At 72.1% G+C, this 17,325-nt stretch carries 14 protein-coding genes, 1 other RNA gene and 1 pseudogene; 14 read left to right on the top strand and 2 right to left on the bottom strand.

Annotated elements, in window-relative coordinates:
- The 3 genes and pseudogenes from ACFWA9_RS25810 to prfB all read left to right on the top strand — a co-directional run.
- Positions 1-412 (top strand): annotated as a pseudogene (locus tag ACFWA9_RS25810) (hypothetical protein); the annotation flags it as partial.
- 213 nt (positions 413-625) lie between these two features.
- Positions 626-1,885 (top strand): serine/threonine-protein kinase, encoded by a 1,260-nt coding sequence (locus ACFWA9_RS25805; RefSeq protein ID WP_352296290.1) that lies wholly within the window; start codon positions 626-628, stop codon positions 1,883-1,885.
- A gap of 57 nt (positions 1,886-1,942) precedes the next feature.
- Positions 1,943-3,055 (top strand): peptide chain release factor 2, encoded by a 1,113-nt coding sequence (gene prfB / locus ACFWA9_RS25800; RefSeq protein ID WP_329487884.1) that lies wholly within the window; start codon positions 1,943-1,945, stop codon positions 3,053-3,055.
- 78 nt (positions 3,056-3,133) lie between these two features.
- Here prfB and ACFWA9_RS25795 read toward each other — a convergent pair whose 3' ends face one another.
- On the bottom strand, positions 3,134-3,328 hold the full coding sequence (locus ACFWA9_RS25795; RefSeq protein WP_329487883.1) for a hypothetical protein: 195 nt from the start codon (positions 3,326-3,328) through the stop codon (positions 3,134-3,136).
- A 349-nt stretch (positions 3,329-3,677) separates the two neighbouring features.
- On the opposite strand from ACFWA9_RS25795, the gene ftsE reads away from it, so the two are divergent.
- From ftsE to ACFWA9_RS25755, 8 genes are all read left to right on the top strand, one after another.
- On the top strand, positions 3,678-4,367 hold the full coding sequence (ftsE, locus tag ACFWA9_RS25790; protein ID WP_329487882.1) for a cell division ATP-binding protein FtsE: 690 nt from the start codon (positions 3,678-3,680) through the stop codon (positions 4,365-4,367).
- Positions 4,368-4,427: 60 nt separating this feature from the next.
- Positions 4,428-5,339, top strand: a complete 912-nt coding sequence (ftsX, locus tag ACFWA9_RS25785; RefSeq protein WP_329487881.1) for a permease-like cell division protein FtsX — start codon at positions 4,428-4,430, stop codon at positions 5,337-5,339.
- Between the two features lie 113 nt (positions 5,340-5,452).
- On the top strand, positions 5,453-6,595 hold the full coding sequence (locus tag ACFWA9_RS25780) for a S41 family peptidase (RefSeq protein WP_380390060.1): 1,143 nt from the start codon (positions 5,453-5,455) through the stop codon (positions 6,593-6,595).
- A 58-nt stretch (positions 6,596-6,653) separates the two neighbouring features.
- Positions 6,654-7,130 (top strand): SsrA-binding protein SmpB, encoded by a 477-nt coding sequence (gene smpB, locus ACFWA9_RS25775; protein WP_329487879.1) that lies wholly within the window; start codon positions 6,654-6,656, stop codon positions 7,128-7,130.
- A gap of 110 nt (positions 7,131-7,240) precedes the next feature.
- Positions 7,241-7,622: a transfer-messenger RNA gene (gene ssrA / locus ACFWA9_RS25770) on the top strand.
- 246 nt (positions 7,623-7,868) lie between these two features.
- The gene (locus ACFWA9_RS25765; RefSeq protein WP_352296299.1) at positions 7,869-10,172 is read left to right on the top strand and encodes a UvrD-helicase domain-containing protein; all 2,304 of its coding nucleotides are present in this window, start codon (positions 7,869-7,871) and stop codon (positions 10,170-10,172) included.
- Between the two features lie 329 nt (positions 10,173-10,501).
- Complete coding sequence (locus ACFWA9_RS25760; protein WP_329487878.1) at positions 10,502-11,974, top strand: NAD-dependent malic enzyme; 1,473 nt, start codon at positions 10,502-10,504, stop codon at positions 11,972-11,974.
- A gap of 507 nt (positions 11,975-12,481) precedes the next feature.
- On the top strand, positions 12,482-12,763 hold the full coding sequence (locus ACFWA9_RS25755) for an HU family DNA-binding protein (RefSeq protein WP_030059737.1): 282 nt from the start codon (positions 12,482-12,484) through the stop codon (positions 12,761-12,763).
- A 93-nt stretch (positions 12,764-12,856) separates the two neighbouring features.
- Here the strand turns inward: ACFWA9_RS25755 and murA are convergent, their stop codons facing one another.
- Positions 12,857-14,197, bottom strand: coding sequence for a UDP-N-acetylglucosamine 1-carboxyvinyltransferase (gene murA, locus ACFWA9_RS25750; protein ID WP_329487877.1), 1,341 nt, complete (start codon positions 14,195-14,197; stop codon positions 12,857-12,859).
- Between the two features lie 325 nt (positions 14,198-14,522).
- On the opposite strand from murA, the gene ACFWA9_RS25745 reads away from it, so the two are divergent.
- The 3 genes from ACFWA9_RS25745 (at position 14,523) to ACFWA9_RS25735 (ending at position 17,303) form a co-directional block, all read left to right on the top strand.
- Entirely contained in the window at positions 14,523-15,107 is a 585-nt protein-coding gene (locus tag ACFWA9_RS25745) for a YqgE/AlgH family protein (protein WP_329487876.1), read from the top strand.
- Between the two features lie 110 nt (positions 15,108-15,217).
- The gene (locus tag ACFWA9_RS25740) at positions 15,218-15,499 is read left to right on the top strand and encodes a DUF3039 domain-containing protein (RefSeq protein WP_329487875.1); all 282 of its coding nucleotides are present in this window, start codon (positions 15,218-15,220) and stop codon (positions 15,497-15,499) included.
- Between the two features lie 193 nt (positions 15,500-15,692).
- On the top strand, positions 15,693-17,303 hold the full coding sequence (locus tag ACFWA9_RS25735; RefSeq protein ID WP_329487874.1) for a beta-N-acetylhexosaminidase: 1,611 nt from the start codon (positions 15,693-15,695) through the stop codon (positions 17,301-17,303).
- Positions 17,304-17,325 lie beyond the last annotated feature (22 nt).

Below are 17,325 nucleotides of genomic sequence, written 5' to 3'. Positions count from 1 at the left end.
GGCATGGACCCGGGAACCCCCGCCCGACCAGGGGGTTTCGCCGCGCGACGCCCCGCCGCCGCCTCCGCAGCACTACCAGCAGCAGCAGCGCCAGCCCCAGCAGTACCAGCAGCCGCAGCAGCCCCAGCAGCCCCAGTACCGCCAGCCGCAGCAGCAGCCCCCGCAGGCTCCGCCGCCGCAGCAGCGTCCGCCGCGCGAACCGCGCGAACCGCGCCGCCGCAGCGCCAACCCGGTGCGGATCCCGGGCCTCGGCTGCCTCAAGGGCTGTCTGATGGTGCTGCTGGTGCTGGCCGTGGCGGCGGTGGCGCTGTGGAACTTCACACCGCTCCCGCAGTACTGGGCCGACGTCCAGGACTGGTTCAGCCGTGCGAGCGACTGGGTGAGCAATATCGTCGGCAGCTCCAAGAACTGACCGCGGGGGCCCGGGGCCGCGCCAGGGGCCGGGCCCGGCGGCAACATTGACGCTTTATCGACAATCCACGAGATTTCTCGCCCGTCAGTGCCCGCCGAGCGCCCTCAGGCGGCCCGCGAAGGGCGTTCGGGCGCGTAGGTTGGTCGCTGTTGTCCCGCCCCACCGAGCGCACCGGACCCTCCCCCGCGCGCTCCCGCCGCCCACGGAGCAGCATTGGCACGCAAGATCGGCAGCCGCTACACCGTCCACCAGGTGATCGGCCGGGGTTCCGCCGGGACGGTCTGGCTCGGTGAGGGCCCGGACGGCCCGGTCGCGGTCAAGCTGCTGCGCGAGGACCTCGCCGCCGACCAGGTCCTGGTCGGCCGCTTCGTCCAGGAGCGCGCCGCGCTGACCAGCCTCGACCACCCCCGGGTGGTCGGCGTGCGCGACATGGTGGTCGACGGCAGCGACCTCGCCCTCGTGATGGAGCTGGTCCAGGGCACCGACCTGCGCTCCCGGCTGGAGCGCGACGGCGCGCTCGCCCCGCAGACCGCCGTCTCGGTCATCGCCGACGTCGCCGACGGCCTGGCCGCCGCGCACGCCGCCGGCATCGTCCACCGCGACGTCAAGCCGGAGAACGTCCTGCTCGACCTCGCCGCCGCGCCCGGCCCCGGCGGCGCCCCGCGCGCCAAGCTGACCGACTTCGGCGTGGCCCGCCTGGTCGACGCCCCGCGCCGGACCCGCGCCACCCGGATCATCGGCACCCCCGACTACCTCGCCCCCGAGATCATCGAGGGCCTGGAGCCGCGCGCCGCCGTCGACATCTACGCGCTCGCCACCGTGCTCTACGAGCTGCTGGCCGGCTCCACCCCGTTCGGCGGCGGCCACACCGGCGCCGTGCTGCGCCGCCACGTCACCGAGCAGGTGCCGCCCGTCCCCGGTCTGCCCGACGGCCTCTGGCGGATCATCGCCGAGTGCCTGGCCAAGGCCCCGGCCTCCCGGCTGCGCGCCGCCGAGCTGGCCACCCGGCTCCGCGAGCAGCTGCCCGCGCTGGCCGGACTGCCGGTGCTCGCCGTCCCGCAGCAGGGCCGGACCCCGGCCGAGGAGCAGCTGACCCCCGGCGAGGCGGTGTACGCCGAGGTGGACGCCGCCCCCGGCGCCCACAAGCGCCGCCGCGGCCCGGCCGTCCCGCTGGTGCCCGGGGTCGCCCCCGACTCCACCCGGGACACCCACACCAGCCTGCGCCGCCCCTCCGCGCAGGAGCTGGCCTCCTACGCCGCCGAGTCCCGGGCGCAGCGCACCGCCCCGGGCGCCGCCCACCGCCGGGACCGCCAGGCCCTGCTGCGCCGCCGCCGGCTGCTGGCCGTCCTGCTGGCCACCGTGCTGCTGCTGGCCGGTGCGGCCGCCGCCTGGACCGCCTTCGCCGCCACCGCGCCGGAGGGCGGGCAGGCGCCCCGCCCGGCCGTCCACTCCGCGCCGCCGCGGGCCCCGTAGGAGGCCCGGCGACCCCGGTGTCGCCAGGTGCCCCCCCGGAACCATTACCCTGGGTGCGTGGCAGCCGTCGATCCTTCCGAAGAGCTCAAGAACCTCGACACGACCATGGGGTCGATCGAGGCAGTCCTCGACCTGGACAAGATCCGGGCCGACATCGCGCGTCTGGAGGAGGAGGCAGCCGCCCCCGACCTGTGGGACGACCTCGCGAACGCGCAGAAGGTGACCAGCCGGCTCTCCTTCCTCCAGGGTGAACTGCGCCGCGTCGAAGGCCTGCGCAGCCGCATCGACGACCTGGGCGTCCTGTTCGAGCTCGCCGAGGCCGAGGACGACGCGGACACCCGCGTCGAGGCCGAGCAGGAACTCGGGGTCGTCATGAAGGCGGTCGAGGAGCTGGAGGTCCGCACCCTCCTGTCCGGCGAGTACGACGCCCGCGAGGCGCTGATCAACATCCGCGCCGAGGCCGGTGGCGTGGACGCCGCCGACTTCGCCGAGCAGCTGATGCGGATGTACCTGCGCTGGGCCGAGCGGCACGGGTACCCCACCGAGGTGTACGACACCTCGTACGCGGAGGAGGCCGGCATCAAGTCCGCGACCTTCACCGTCAAGGCGCCCTACGCCTACGGCACCCTCTCGGTCGAGCAGGGCACCCACCGCCTGGTCCGCATCTCGCCCTTCGACAACCAGGGCCGCCGGCAGACCTCGTTCGCCGGTGTCGAGGTGCTCCCCGTCGTCGAGCAGTCCGACCACGTCGACATCGACGAGTCCGAGCTGCGGATCGACGTCTACCGCGCGTCCGGCCCCGGCGGCCAGGGCGTCAACACCACCGACTCGGCGGTGCGCATCACGCACCTCCCGACCGGCGTCGTGGTCTCCTGCCAGAACGAGCGCTCGCAGATCCAGAACAAGGCGTCCGCGATGAACGTCCTCCAGGCCAAGCTGCTGGAGCGGCGGCGCCAGGAGGAGCGGGCGGCCATGGACGCGCTGAAGGACAGCGGCAGCTCCTGGGGCAACCAGATGCGCTCCTACGTGCTGCACCCGTACCAGATGGTGAAGGACGTCCGCACCGAGTACGAGGTCGGCAACCCGCAGGGCGTGCTGGACGGCGACATCGACGGCTTCATCGAGGCCGGCATCCGCTGGCGCAAGCAGCGCGAGACCGCCGCGAACTGAGCGTGAACGACGGAAGGCCCCCGACGGAGATCTTGAAACCAAGGATCCGTCGGGGGCCTTCCGGCTGTCCGTCGTGGCTCAGGCCAGCGCCTGCCGGGCGATCAGTGCCACCGCGATCAGCCCGGCCAGCAGGGCCAGCAGCATCACGGGGGAGAGCGCGGCGAACGGACCCTGCTGCTCCTGCAGCCGGGCCCGGTTGGCGCGGCACACGGGGCAGCGGCCATCGCTCACGCGGCCGTTGCAGTTGGCGCACACCAGATGGTCGCAGGTCATGCGATCTCCTCCTCGCTGCTACTGCCAACGCACCGGACGGGGCTTTGGTTCCTGTTCTTGCCCTGTGCGGGGGAGTGGCCGACCTCGGCCACCACCTCCACTCTGCCAGGTTCCGACCGTTCCGGCCCCCGGGCTGTGAGATGCCTCCAAATTTTCCGGGCATAACCGGACATTGTCTCCCAAGATGAGGTTTCCGTCCCGGACCGGCCCTGCGAGCCGGACGCCGGTTCGCGTATGGTCCCAAGCCGGGAGCGGCCCTTTCCGCTCCCGCCGCCCGCCCCCGGGCCGGGCGCCCGGGGTGGACCGACCGAGGACTGGCGCCGCCTAGGATGGCCTCCGTGATGCAGCCGTGATCAGATTCGACAACGTCTCCAAGACCTATCCCAAGCAGAACCGTCCCGCCCTGGACAACGTCTCGCTGGAGATCGAGAAGGGTGAGTTCGTCTTCCTGGTCGGTTCGTCCGGCTCGGGCAAGTCCACCTTCCTGCGCCTGTGCCTGCGCGAGGAGCGCCCCAGCACCGGCGAGGTGCACGTGATGGGCAAGGACCTGGGCAAGCTGTCCAACTGGAAGGTGCCGCACATGCGCCGCCAGCTGGGCACCGTCTTCCAGGACTTCCGCCTGCTGCCCAACAAGACGGTCGCGCAGAACGTGGCCTTCGCCCTCGAAGTGATCGGCAAGCCCAAGAGCGCCATCAACAAGGTGGTGCCCGAGGTGCTGGACCTGGTCGGCCTCGGCGGCAAGGAGGACCGCATGCCGGGCGAGCTCTCCGGTGGTGAGCAGCAGCGCGTGGCGATCGCCCGGGCGTTCGTGAACCGCCCGATGCTGCTGATCGCGGACGAGCCCACCGGCAACCTCGACCCGCAGAACTCGGTCGGCATCATGAAGCTGCTGGACCGGATCAACCGCACCGGCACCACGGTGCTGATGGCCACGCACGACCAGGCCATCGTCGACCAGATGCGCAAGCGCGTCATCGAACTCGACAAGGGGCTGCTGGTCCGCGACCAGGCCCGCGGCGTCTACGGGTACCAGCACTGATCCCGTAGGCCGCCGGCCCGTCTCGCCCGACCAGCAACCGACCCTGGAGTTGTTACCCGCATGCGCGCCCAGTTCGTCCTGTCGGAGATCGGTGTGGGTCTCCGCCGCAACCTGACGATGACCATCGCGGTGGTCGTCAGTGTCGCGCTCTCCCTCGCCCTCGCCGGTGCCTCCCTGCTGGTTCGTGACCAGGTGAACTCCATGAAGGGGTACTGGTACGACAAGGTCGAGGTGAGCATCTACTTCTGCACCAAGGCGGATGCCCGCAACTCGCCGCAGTGCCAGGCGGGTGCGGCCACCGACCAGCAGATCGCCGACATCAAGACCCAGCTCGACAAGATGGACTCGGTCGTCCAGTCCTCCGTGTTCGAGGACTCCGCCGAGGCCTACAAGCACTGGAAGGAGATGAACCCGGACAACCCGCTCATCTCCGTCCTCGGCCCGGAGGCCATCCCGCAGTCCTGGCGGGTGAAGCTGAACGACCCGACCAAGTACGACGTCATCCAGAGCGCCTTCGCGGGCAAGCCCGGGGTGAAGTCGGTCGAGGACCAGCGCAAGATCCTGGAGAACCTGTTCGGCCTGCTGAACGGCCTCCAGACCGCGGCCTTCGTGATCATGGTGCTGATGCTCTTCGTCGCGTTGCTGCTGATCGTGAACACCGTCCGGGTGTCGGCGTTCAGCAGGCGGCGCGAGACCGGCATCATGCGCCTGGTCGGTGCCTCGAACTTCTACGTCCAGATGCCCTTCATCGCCGAGGCGGCGTTCGCCGCGCTGCTCGGCGCGGTGATGGCCTCCGGACTGCTGCTCGGCGGGCACTTCTTCGTCCACAGCTGGCTGGCCGAGCGGGTGCAGTTCATCCACTTCATCGGGCTCGGTTCGGTGCTGGCGGTGATACCGCTGCTGGTGGTGGTCGGGATGGGCATGGCCGGCATCGCGGCGTTCTTCACCCTGCGCAAGTACCTCAAGGTCTGACCCCGCACGGCCCCGACGGCCCCGGACGGCACTGCGCCGTCCGGGGCCGTCGGGGTTTCGCCGTCGGCCGATCCGGCCCACCGCCCCGCACGCTGCGCCTACACTCCGATGCCATGCCAGAAACTCCGCGCAGAGCACGTCAGGTGGTCACCCTCAGCCTGGTGTTCGGCGCCGTGCTGCTGGCCGGGGCCGCGACCGGTGCCTGGGGCGACCCGGCCGCGCCGCACCCGCGCCCCTCCGGCGACGCGGCCCCGGCCGCCGTCGCCACGGTCGGGGCCGGCCAGGACCCGGCCGGCGCGGCCCTCTCCGAGCAGCAGGCCGAGCACCTGATCGGCGCCACCGGCGACCGCTGGGGCGCCTACTACAGCGCGCGGGAGTACGCCGAGTTCAGCCAGGGCCTGGACGGCCGCTACCTCGGCGTGGGCCTCTCGGTCGGCCGCGGCCAGGACGGCGTCACCACCGTCTCCCAGGTGCTGCCGGCCGGTCCGGCCGCCGCCGCCGGGATCGCGGTGGGCGACCGGCTGCTGACGATCGACGCGGACCAGGCCGACCGGCTGCCGGTCACCGAGGTGGTCGCCCGGCTGCGCGGCCGCGAGGGCGAGCGCCAGGCCGGCTCCGAGGTGACCCTGACCGTCCGGCGCGGCGAGGGCGAGGTCCGCGAGGTCCGGCTGCGCCGGGCCCTGCTGGACAGTCAGCAGGTCGCGGTGGAGCGGCTGGACAAGGGGGTCGTGCGGATCACCGTGCGGGCCTTCACCAGCGGCGTCGCCGAGCAGGTGCGCGCCGCCGTGCACGGCGCCCACGGGGTGGTGCTCGACCTGCGGGGGAACTCCGGCGGGCTGGTCGAGGAGGCCGCCGGCACCGCCGCGGTCTTCCTGGACGGCGGCCCGGTCGGCTCCTACCAGGAGCGCGGCGGGACGCGCGAGCTGACCGCCCCGCCCGGCGGCGACCAGCGCACCCCGCTGGTGGTGCTGGTGGACGGCGGCACCATGAGCGCCGCCGAGCTGCTCACCGGCGCCCTCCAGGACCGCAGCCGGGCCGTCGTGGTGGGCGGCCGGACCTTCGGCAAGGGCACCGTCCAGCAGCCCAGCCGGCTGGCCGACGGCGCGGTGCTGGAGCTGACCGTCGGGCGCTACTACACCCCCGCCGGCCGCTCCCCGGAGGGCGTCGGCCTGGTGCCCGACGTGCCCGCGTCCGGCACCGAGGACGCCGGCGCGCTGGCCCTGCGGGTGCTCGCCGGCCTCGGCACCCGGACCTGAGGCACCGCGGGTAAAGGAGCTGCCCGCCACCGCGTCGAGGTGCGAGAATGGCGGCGCTATGGCAAAGGAAACCGGACACAAGCTGATCGCGCAGAACAAGAAGGCGCGACACGAGTACACCATCCTCGACACCTACGAGTGCGGTCTCGTGCTCACCGGCACCGAGGTCAAGTCACTGCGCGAGGGGCGGGCCAACCTGGTCGACGGCTATGCCTACATCCAGAACCACGAGGCCTGGATCGACAACGTCTTCATCCCCGAGTACACCCAGGGGACGTGGACCAACCACGCCGCGCGGCGCAAGCGCAAGCTGCTGCTGCACCGGCTGGAGATCCACAAGATCGAGGCGAAGGTCCGGGACGCGGGCCACACCCTGATCCCGCTCTCGCTGTACTTCAAGGACGGCCGGGTGAAGCTCGAACTGGCACTCGCCGTCGGCAAGAAGCTGTACGACAAGCGCCAGACGCTGCGGGAGAAGCAGGACACCCGCGAGACGGCCCGCGCCGTGGCCGCCGCCCGGCGGCGCCAGCAGTGACCCGGCGGCCACGTCGGAGTTAATCCGCTGGACCCTCGCAGGCCGCCTCGCGTAGTATGGCGCCAGCACCACGGACGGTTCGCCGTCCGAGTTGTTTCTCAACAAAACATGGGGATGATCGGTTTCGACAGGGGAAGTCGAAACAGGAGAAGCGAGCCGAGGAACGCGGCAATGATCTCGTTAACCATCTGTCGCAAACAAATAATCGCCAACTCTAAGCGCGATTCCCAGCAGTTCGCTCTCGCTGCCTAAATAGCACCGATAGCGCTTGGGTGTCAGACCGGGGAGTTCCCGACCCGGACCCTGGCATAATCTAGGGAACTCAACCGTCCACCCGGGCTGCGGGGGTGGAGGGGAAATCAAACAGCAGCTGGGCCTGTTGGCGGCTTGTCCGCGTGACCGCCAGGGCCGAGAAAATCACAGCGGACTGCGCTCGGAGAAGTCCTGAATCCACTCCACTGGACCCGGGTTCGATTCCCGGCATCTCCACCACCCCATGTTTGAAGATCGAAGGCCGCCCACCGCTCAGCGGGGGGCGGCCTTCGTGCGTCCCGGGCCCCGTCCGGAGCCTCCCGCGCCACATTCCGGCCCTGGTGCGGCGCGGGGGAGGGGTGGGGGCGTAGGATTTTCCGTCCGCTCGTTTCGCCGGGCCGGACCCCATCCATCGCAGGACGTACGTCAGGGGGCTTCTTGGGCGAGACCGGCTCCACCCAGTACTCCGCCGCAACCACCGAGGCCATGCAGAGCAACACGGACACCACCGCCGTCACCGATTCCGAGACCGTCCGCGAGCGCGAGATCGCCGGGGAACAGCGTCACCTCGACACGGTCTACCACCGCCTGGAGGAGAAGCTCGCCGAGGCCGAGTACATCCTGGAGGACGCCGCCAAGCGCGTGCAGGTCGGCACCCCCGGCGCGCTCGCCGAGCGCGACGCCCAGGTGTACCGAGCCGGCGCGCACCTCCAGCGGCTCAACAACGAATTCGAGGACTTCCTCTTCGGCCGGATCGACCTCCAGCAGGCCGACGCGCCGGAGGAGCACGGCATCCCCTCGGACACCCCGCTCGACCCGGCCGACCCGGCCGTCGCCGAGACCCTGCACATCGGCCGGCTCGGGGTGCTGGACGCCGAGTACGGCCCGCTGGTGATCGACTGGCGGGCGCCCGCGGCGGCGCCGTTCTACCGCGCCACGCCGCTGGAGCCGGGCCGGGTGGTCCGCCGCCGGGTGATCCGGTCCAAGGGCCGCCGGGTGATCGGGGTCGAGGACGACCTGCTCCGCCCCGACCTGACCCCCACCCTGGACGGCCGCGAGCTGGCCGTGGTCGGCGACGGCGCGCTGATGGCCTCGCTCGGCCGGGCCCGCAGCCACTCGATGCGCGACATCGTCTCGTCCATCCAGAAGGAGCAGGACGAGGTGATCCGCGCCGCCGCGGCCGGGGCCACCCTGGTCACCGGCGGCCCCGGCACCGGCAAGACCGCCGTCGCCCTGCACCGCGCCGCCTTCCTGCTCTACCAGGACCGCCGCCGCTACGCCGGGGGCATCCTGGTGGTCTCCCCGACCCCGCTGCTGGTCTCCTACACCGAGGGCGTGCTGCCCTCGCTCGGCGAGGAGGGGCAGGTCGCCGTCCGCGCGGTCGGCTCGCTGGTGGACGGCATCGAGGCGGGCACCTACGACACCCCGGAGGCGGCCCGGATCAAGGGCTCGGCCCGGATGACGCAGCTGCTGCGCCGGGCCGCCAGGGGCGCCCTGGAGCTGGGCGCGCCGCAGGAGCTCAAGGTGGTCGCCCGCGGCGAGGTGCTGCGGCTGGACGCCGGCCGGCTGAAGGCCGTCCGCGGCCACGTGATCGGCTCCGGCGGCACCCCGCTGAACCTGCTGCGCCCGCGCGCCCGCAGGCTGCTGCTGGACGCCCTCTGGCAGGAGCTCACCCGGCACCTGCCCAGGCCCGCCGACCACTACGCCCGGGAGCAGCGCCAGGAGGAGAAGGAGTCCTTCGACGACTACGTCTCGGACGAGGCGCCGTTCCTGGACTTCCTGGACGCCTGGTGGCCCGCGCTGACCCCGCGTCGGGTGCTCGCCACGCTGAAGCAGAGCCGGCACACCAACCGGATCGCCCGTCGCGCCGTCACCCCGGAGGAGGCCAGGGTGCTGGCCGGCTCCTGGCGGCACCTGTCCGAGCGCGGCGAGGGCGCGCTGTCGGCGCACGACGTGGCGCTGGTGGACGAGCTCCAGGTGCTGCTCGGCGAGGCGGCCCGCCCGAGGGTCCGCGAGGTGGACGCGGTGGACCTGCTGAGCGGGCTGGACGAGGTCACCACCTTCGCCGACCGCAGCTCCAGACAGCGGGAGAAGGTGCCGGTGGAGCGCACCGAGTACGCGCACATCATCGTGGACGAGGCGCAGGACCTCACCCCGATGCAGTGGCGGATGATCGGGCGCCGCGCCCGGATGGCCACCTGGACGATCGTCGGCGACCCGGCGCAGTCCTCCTGGCCGTTCCCGCAGGAGGCGCAGGCCGCGCTGGACGAGGTGCTAGCCGGCAAGCCGCGCCGGCGGTTCACGCTGACCGTGAACTACCGCAACCCCGCGGAGATCGCCGAGGTCGCGGCCAAGGTGCTGGCGCTGGCGGCCCCGGGCACGCCCTCGCCGAGCGCGGTGCGTCACGTCGGCGTGGAGCCGCGCTTCGCGGCCGTCACCGATCCGTCGCCCCGGGCCTTCGGCGCGGCGGCCCGGGCGGAGCTGGAGCGGCTGCTGGCGGAGGTGGACGGCACCGTGGCGGTCGTCGTGCCGATGGACCGGCGGGCCGAGGCGGCCGGCTGGATCGAGGGCCTGGGCGCCCGCGCGGTGGCCCTGGGCAGCCTGGAGGCCAAGGGCCTGGAGTACGACGCCACCGTGGTGGCCGACCCGACCGGGATCGCCGGCGAGTCGGAGGCCGGTCTGCGGGTGCTCTACGTGGCCCTCACCCGGGCGACCCAGCGGCTGACGGTGCTCTCCGGTCCGGACGACCTGCCGGACGCGGCCGGGGTGCCGGCGCTGCTGCACGGCTGACCGACCGTCGCGTGCCGCGGGCACGAAGAAGGCCCCTCACCGGTGGTGAGGGGCCTTCAGACGTTGATGACACCGACCCGCCATGCTCGCCTCGCGGCAAGTGGTCCCTCGAAGGGACGAAGGTTGGGCCCGGGGGCTTGGATCGAGCCGGTGTCCCGTCCAATGTAACGCATCTGCCCGGGGAGGCAAGAAGTTGTCGAGTCCGCACACTCAATGAACGTTATTTCTGGCTTCGCCCTGGTAGGTGCGACGATCGAGGTCTAGCATGCGCAGGCGAAGGGCTTCAACATTCTGTTGAAGCAGCTGACGGACGGAAGAAGGAAACGTCGATGGCGACGGTGCCCAGTGTCTCCAACTCGATCACGGTGCGGCTGGAGGTCCCGGCCAGGGGCAACGCCGTCAGTGCGATCACCACGGCGGTCGAGTCCTCCGGCGGCTCGGTCACCGGCCTCGACGTGACCGCCTCCGGCCTGGAGGCCCTGCGGATCGACGTGACGGTGGCCGCGTCCTCGGTCGCGCATGGCGAGGAGATCGTCGAGAAGCTCCGCACCATCGACGGCGTGTCGATCGGCAAGGTCTCGGACCGCACCTTCCTGATGCACCTCGGCGGCAAGATCGAGATGTCCTCGAAGCTCCCGATCCGCAACCGTGACGACCTGAGCATGATCTACACCCCGGGTGTCGCCCGGGTCTGCATGGCGATCGCCGAGAACCCCGAGGACGCCCGCCGCCTGACCATCAAGCGCAACAGCGTCGCCGTGGTCACCGACGGCTCCGCGGTGCTGGGCCTGGGCAACATCGGCCCGGCGGCCGCGCTGCCGGTGATGGAGGGCAAGGCGGCCCTGTTCAAGCGCTTCGCCGGCATCGACGCCTGGCCGATCTGCCTGGACACCCAGGACACCGACGAGATCGTGGCCATCGTCAAGGCGATCGCCCCCGGCTTCGCCGGCATCAACCTGGAGGACATCTCCGCGCCGCGCTGCTTCGAGATCGAGGCCCGGCTGCGCGAGGCCCTGGACATCCCGGTCTTCCACGACGACCAGCACGGCACCGCGATCGTGGTGCTGGCGGCGCTGACCAACGCGCTCAAGGTGGTCGGCAAGGAGATCGGCGACATCCGGGTGGTGATGTCGGGCGCCGGCGCCGCCGGCACCGCGATCCTCAAGCTGCTGCTGGCGGCCGGCGTCGAGCACGCCACCGTCGCGGACGTGCTGGGCGTGGTCCACCAGGGCCGTGAGGACCTCAACGACTCGCTGCGCTGGATCGCCGAGCACACCAACCGCTCGGGTCGCACCGGCAGCCTCAAGGAGGCCGTGGCGGGCGCCGACGTCTTCATCGGCGTCTCGGCCCCGAACGTGCTGGACGGCGACGACCTGGCCACCATGGCCGAGGACGCGATCGTCTTCGCGCTGGCCAACCCGGACCCGGAGGTCGACCCGGCGATCGCCCGCCAGACCGCCGCGGTGGTCGCCACCGGCCGCAGCGACTTCCCGAACCAGATCAACAACGTGCTGGTCTTCCCGGGTGTCTTCCGCGGCCTGCTGGACGCGCAGAGCCGGACCGTCAACACCGAGATGATGATCGCCGCCGCCCGCGCGCTGGCCACCACCGTCGCGGACGACGAGCTGAACGCCAACTACATCATCCCGAGCGTCTTCCACAAGGACGTCGCCAAGACCGTGGCCGCCGCCGTCCGGGACGCCGCCCTGGCCGGCCCCCAGGAGGAGCAGGCGCCGTCCCGGCCGACCCCGGGCATCGTCGGCACGCTCGACACCTCGTCCTTCCCCGTCTTCAAGCTCTGATGGCGGTACGCGACAGGTGTCGCGGATCGGTCAAATGACCGATTAGCGTCCTTACCCGCCCAAGCCCGCCCCGAACCCTTGCGACACAAGGGCGAGGGGCGTGTTTGGGCTTGTCGGGCCTAGGGCGTACGGTAGCCCTGCACGGGGCAGGCGTGTCCGACAAGTACGGAACGTCCCCCTGGTCTTCCGGCGCGTCGTCCCGACCGCCGCCCGCGCCCGGTCCGCCGGAGCCGACGGAGCGTCACACCTCCGGCGGGCGGGCTTTGTTCGGGTGGCACGGCCGGGGCCCGATTGGCTTTCTCGGGGCCGGTCGGGGCAGGATTCGTATCCAGGCAGGCAGACGGGCCGTCGACGGCACCGGCCGCGGCACAGGGCGCGAACCCGGCCTGCGACCACGCATTGCCTGAATGAGCACTGTGTGCGGACCTGCGGCCTGTCCGGGTGCCCCCGGAGGGGAGCACCGATGGGCCCCCGCACACCGCAAGCGAACAGACCACAGGAGTACACATGAACCGCAGTGAGCTGGTGGCCGCGCTGTCCGAGCGCGCCGAGGTGACCCGCAAGGACGCCGACGCCGTTCTGGCCGCCTTCGCCGAGATCGTCGGCGAGGTCGTCGCCAAGGGCGACGAGAAGGTCACCATCCCCGGTTTCCTGACCTTCGAGCGCACCCACCGCGCTGCCCGCACCGCCCGCAACCCGCAGACCGGTGAGCCGATCCAGATCGCGGCCGGCTACAGCGCCAAGGTGAGCGCGGGCTCCAAGCTCAAGGAAGCCGCCAAGGGCGCCTGAGCAACCCCTTGAACGCCGAGAGGCCGGGCTCCCTTCGGGGAGCCCGGCCTCTCGCCGTGCGGCCGGGCTCCCCGAAGGGAACCCGGCCCCGGGTCAGGCGGTGACCAGCCGCTCGTTGGGCAGCTCGACGTGGGCGCCCAGGTCGCGCAGCTTCTCCATGAAGTTCTCGTAGCCGCGGTTGATCAGGTCGATGCCGTGCACGGTCGAGGTGCCCTCGGCCGCCAGCGCCGCGATCAGGTACGAGAAGCCGCCGCGCAGGTCCGGGATGACCAGCTCGGAGCCCATCAGCTTGGACGGGCCGGAGACGACCGCGGAGTGCAGGAAGTTGCGGGCGCCGAAGCGGCACGGGGTGGCGCCCAGGCACTCGCGGTAGAGCTGGATGTGCGCGCCCATCTGGTTCAGCGCCCCGGTGAAGCCCAGCCGCGACTCGTACACCGTCTCGTGCACGATGGACAGGCCGGTCGCCTGGGTCAGCGCGACGACCAGCGGCTGCTGCCAGTCGGTCTGGAAGCCGGGGTGCACGTCGGTCTCCAGGGCGATCGCCTTGAGCTCGCCGCCCGGGTGCCAGAACCGGATGCCCTCGTCGTCCACCTCGAAGGCGCCACCGACCTTACGGAAGGTGTTGAGGAAGGTCATCATCTCCAGCTGGCGGGCGCCGCGGACGTAGATGTCGCCCTTGGTGGCCAGCGCCGCGCAGGCCCAGGAGGCGGACTCCAGGCGGTCCGGCAGGGCGCGGTGGTTGTAGCCGGAGAGCTCGTCCACACCGGTGATCAGGATGGTCCGGTCGGTGCCCATGGTGATGATCGCGCCCATCTTCTGCAGCACGCAGATGAGGTCGACGATCTCGGGCTCCACGGCCGCGTTGCGCAGCTCGGTGACGCCCTCGCAGAGGACGGCGGTGAGCAGCACCTGCTCGGTCGCGCCGACCGAGGGGTAGGGCAGCTCGATCCGGGTGCCGCGCAGGCGCTGCGGGGCCACCAGGTAGGTGCCCTGCGGGTGCTTCTCGATGCTGGCGCCGAACTGGCGCAGCACCTCGAAGTGGAAGTCGACCGGGCGGCCGCCGATGTCGCAGCCGCCGAGGCCGGGGATGAAGGCGTGGCCGAGGCGGTGCAGCAGCGGGCCGCAGAAGAGGATCGGGATGCGCGAGGAGCCGGCGTGCGCGTCGATGTCGGCGACGTTGGCACTCTCCACGTGGGAGGGGTCGAGGATCAGCTCGCCGTCCTCGTCACCGGTGCGCACGGTGACCCCGTGCAGCTGGAGCAGGCCGCGGACCACCTTGACGTCGCGGATGTCCGGGACGTTGCGCAGTCTGCTGGGGCCCTGCCCGAGGAGGGCGGCGACCATGGCCTTGGGGACCAGGTTCTTCGCACCGCGGACGCGGATCTCGCCTTCGAGCGGGTTTCCGCCGTGGACCAGCAGGACGTCGTCGGTCATCGTTCTCGCAATCCGGGGTGCCAGAGGAGTGGGTGCGGCTCCGGGTGGGAGCCGGGCGGTGGACCGGTCGTACGGGCGCGCTCGGGCCCCCGGCGTGACCGAGTCGGCACCGCATAAGGGCGTCCACCATCAGTAGATGGTAGTAGGCGTATCGGTGGTTCCCGTCTGCCTCTCCCGCTGATGGTGCTCCCGCCCGGGGGTGTCGCGCCCGCCGGTGCGTCCGTACGGGTGTTCGCGCCGCCGTCCGCGGCGGGTGGCGGGCCCTCGCCGGCCGGCTTCGCGTCGAGGTGTCCGGCCCCGGTGGTTCTGCGGGATCATGTGAGACATGACGGCGGCCCATACGCACGGAGGCCGGTCGCACACCGGCCGATTGCTCGTCGCTACGCCCGTGCTCACCGATCCGAACTTCGCCCGGGCGGTGGTGCTCCTCCTCGACCACGACGCCGAGGGGGCGCTCGGTGTGGTCCTCAACCGGCCGACGCCGGTCGAGGTGGGCAGCGTGCTGGACGGCTGGGGCGGCCTCGTCGGGCACCCCGCCGTGGTGTTCCAGGGCGGCCCGGTGGCGCTGGACTCCGCGCTCGGCCTGGCGGTGGCACCGGGGGAGCCGGAGACCGTGGAGCCGCTCGGCTGGCGCCGGGTGCACGGGGCGATCGGCCTGGTGGACCTGGAGGCGCCGCCCGAGGTGCTGGCCGGTGAGCTCGGCGGCCTGCGGATCTTCGCCGGGTACGCGGGCTGGTCGCCGGGGCAGCTGGAGGCGGAGCTGGGCACCGGGGCCTGGTACCTGGTCGACTGCGAGCCGGGGGACATCTCCAGCCCCGAGCCGGAGCGGCTGTGGCGCGCCGTGCTGCGCCGCCAGCGCGGCCCGTTGGCGCTGCTCGCGACGTACCCGGACGACCCCACGCTGAACTGACCCGAGGTCCGGCCGGCGGGCCGGTCCGCGCCGCCCGCGGCGGCCCCGCGGGCGCGGCCGCCGGCACGACACTGGCCCGGTTTCCCGGGGCGCCCATAGACTTGGCACCTATGAGCACTCTTGAGCCCGAGCGCGGCCTCGGCACCGGCACCCTGGTCGAGCCCGTCCCCCAGGTGTCCCACGGGGACGGCGACCACGAGCGCTTCGCGCACTACGTCCAGAAGGACAAGATCATGGAGAGCGCGCTCTCCGGGTCTCCCGTGGTGGCGCTCTGCGGCAAGGTCTGGGTGCCCGGGCGCGACCCGAAGAAGTACCCGGTCTGCCCGATGTGCAAGGAGATCTACGACGGCATCGGCAAGCCCCAGGACGGCAAGGGCGGCGACGACAAGTAGCCCGGCCGCCTGGCCCGGCCGGGTCGCCCGGTCCGGGACGGCGCCGACCCGTCCGCACGGCACCGTTCCGCACGCTGCTGTTCTGCACGGCACTGTTCCGCACGGCGCTGTTCTGCACGGTGCCGTTTTGCACTGTGCGGCATTGTGCAAAGTGGTCTATGCCAATTGACCGGGCCGGGGGCAGGATGGCGGAATGGACCTCATTCCCGCCCCCTTGAGTTCCGTCCGCCTCCAGGACCAGGACTTCCCCCTCGACCGCTCCACCACCCTGACCGCGCCGCCGGAGCTGTCCGGTGCCGAGCGGTGGCTGCGCACCGCGCTGACCGCCGCCACCGGACTGCCGCTCGGTCCCGGGCGGCCCGGCGAGGGCATCGAACTGGTTCATGACGCGGCGCTGGCCGGTGAGGCGTACCGGCTCTCGGTGCGCCCCGGCCGCGCCGTGGTTACCGCCGGCGGCCCGGCCGGCGCGCTCTGGGGCGCGCAGACCCTGCGCCGCCTGCTCGGCCCGGACGCCTACCGCCGGGCGCCGCTGCGCGACACCGGGTGGGTGCTGCCCGGCGTCGACATCGAGGACGCCCCCCGCTTCGGCTGGCGCGGCGCGCTGCTGGACGTCGCCCGCCACTTCCTGCCCAAGTCCGACGTGCTGCGCTTCATCGACCAGCTCTCCGCGCACAAGCTCAACGTGCTCCACCTGCACCTGACCGACGACCAGGGCTGGCGGGTGGAGATCAAGCGCTACCCGAAGCTCACCGAGCTGGCCTCCTGGCGCGAGCGCTCGATGGTCGGCTACCGCTCCGCCCAGCGCCGCGACGACCGCCCGCACGGCGGCTTCTACACCCAGGACGACCTGCGCGAGATCGTCGCGTACGCCGCCGAACGGGCGATCACCGTCGTCCCGGAGATCGACCTTCCGGGTCACTCCCAGGCCGCCATCTCCGCCTACCCCGAACTGGGCAACACCGACGTGGTGGACACCGCCGCCCTCGGCGTGTGGACGGACTGGGGCGTGAGTCACAACGTGCTCAACCCCTCCGAGGCCACCGTCCGCTTCTTCGAGGGGGTGCTGGAGGAGGTCCTGGAGCTCTTCCCGTCGGAGTTCGTCCACCTGGGCGGCGACGAGTGCCCGAAGGAGCAGTGGAAGGACAGTGCCGCGGCCCAGGAGCGGATCCAGGAGCTCGGGCTGAGCAACGAGGACGAGCTGCAGAGCTGGGTGATCCGGCACTTCGACCGCTGGCTGGCCGAGCGCGGGCGCCGGCTGATCGGCTGGGACGAGATCCTGGAGGGCGGGCTGGCGCCCGGTGCGGCGGTCTCCTCCTGGCGCGGCTACGGGGGCGGGATCGCCGCCGCGCAGGCGGGGCACGACGTGGTGATGTGCCCCGAGCAGCACGTGTACCTGGACCACCGGCAGGCCCCGGGCGAGGACGAGCCGGTCCCGGTCGGCTTCGTCCGCACCCTGGAGGACGTGTACCGCTTCGAGCCGGTGCCGGCGCAGCTCGACGAGGCCGCGGCGCGCCGGGTGATCGGCACCCAGGCCAACCTGTGGAGCGAGTTCATGGACAGCGCCCGGGACGTCGACTACCGGGCCTTCCCCCGGCTGGCGGCCTTCTCGGAGGTGGCCTGGTCCGCGCTGCCCGCCGACCCGGCCGAGCGCGACTACGCGGGCTTCGAGCGGCGGATGGAGTCGCACCGGGCCGTGCTGGACGCGCTCGGCGTCGAGTACCGCCCGGTCGACGGGCCGCACCCCTGGCAGCGCCGGCCCGGGGTGGCCGGCCGTCCGATCGAGGGTGCGCCGCCGGCGGTCTGACCACGATCGGCCACCGGGCTCC

It is taken from the genome of Kitasatospora sp. NPDC059973 (genome assembly GCF_042737525.1).
Classification (GTDB): domain Bacteria; phylum Actinomycetota; class Actinomycetes; order Streptomycetales; family Streptomycetaceae; genus Kitasatospora.
Note: the sequence above shows the minus strand (reverse complement) of the source record. Positions and strands in the feature narration are given on the sequence as shown.

Excerpts from the sequence above, each read along its gene's own strand:
- ACFWA9_RS25795 (WP_329487883.1), bottom strand. The coding sequence starts at position 3,328 with ATGACCTGCGACCATCTGGTGTGCGCCAACTGCAACGGCCGCGTGAGC.
- ftsX (WP_329487881.1), top strand. The coding sequence starts at position 4,428 with ATGCGCGCCCAGTTCGTCCTGTCGGAGATCGGTGTGGGTCTCCGCCGC.
- ACFWA9_RS25780 (WP_380390060.1), top strand. The coding sequence starts at position 5,453 with ATGCCAGAAACTCCGCGCAGAGCACGTCAGGTGGTCACCCTCAGCCTG.
- smpB (WP_329487879.1), top strand. The coding sequence starts at position 6,654 with ATGGCAAAGGAAACCGGACACAAGCTGATCGCGCAGAACAAGAAGGCG.
- ACFWA9_RS25765 (WP_352296299.1), top strand. The coding sequence starts at position 7,869 with ATGCAGAGCAACACGGACACCACCGCCGTCACCGATTCCGAGACCGTC.
- ACFWA9_RS25760 (WP_329487878.1), top strand. The coding sequence starts at position 10,502 with ATGGCGACGGTGCCCAGTGTCTCCAACTCGATCACGGTGCGGCTGGAG.
- ACFWA9_RS25755 (WP_030059737.1), top strand. The coding sequence starts at position 12,482 with ATGAACCGCAGTGAGCTGGTGGCCGCGCTGTCCGAGCGCGCCGAGGTG.
- murA (WP_329487877.1), bottom strand. The coding sequence starts at position 14,197 with ATGACCGACGACGTCCTGCTGGTCCACGGCGGAAACCCGCTCGAAGGC.
- ACFWA9_RS25745 (WP_329487876.1), top strand. The coding sequence starts at position 14,523 with ATGACGGCGGCCCATACGCACGGAGGCCGGTCGCACACCGGCCGATTG.
- ACFWA9_RS25740 (WP_329487875.1), top strand. The coding sequence starts at position 15,218 with ATGAGCACTCTTGAGCCCGAGCGCGGCCTCGGCACCGGCACCCTGGTC.
- ACFWA9_RS25735 (WP_329487874.1), top strand. The coding sequence starts at position 15,693 with ATGGACCTCATTCCCGCCCCCTTGAGTTCCGTCCGCCTCCAGGACCAG.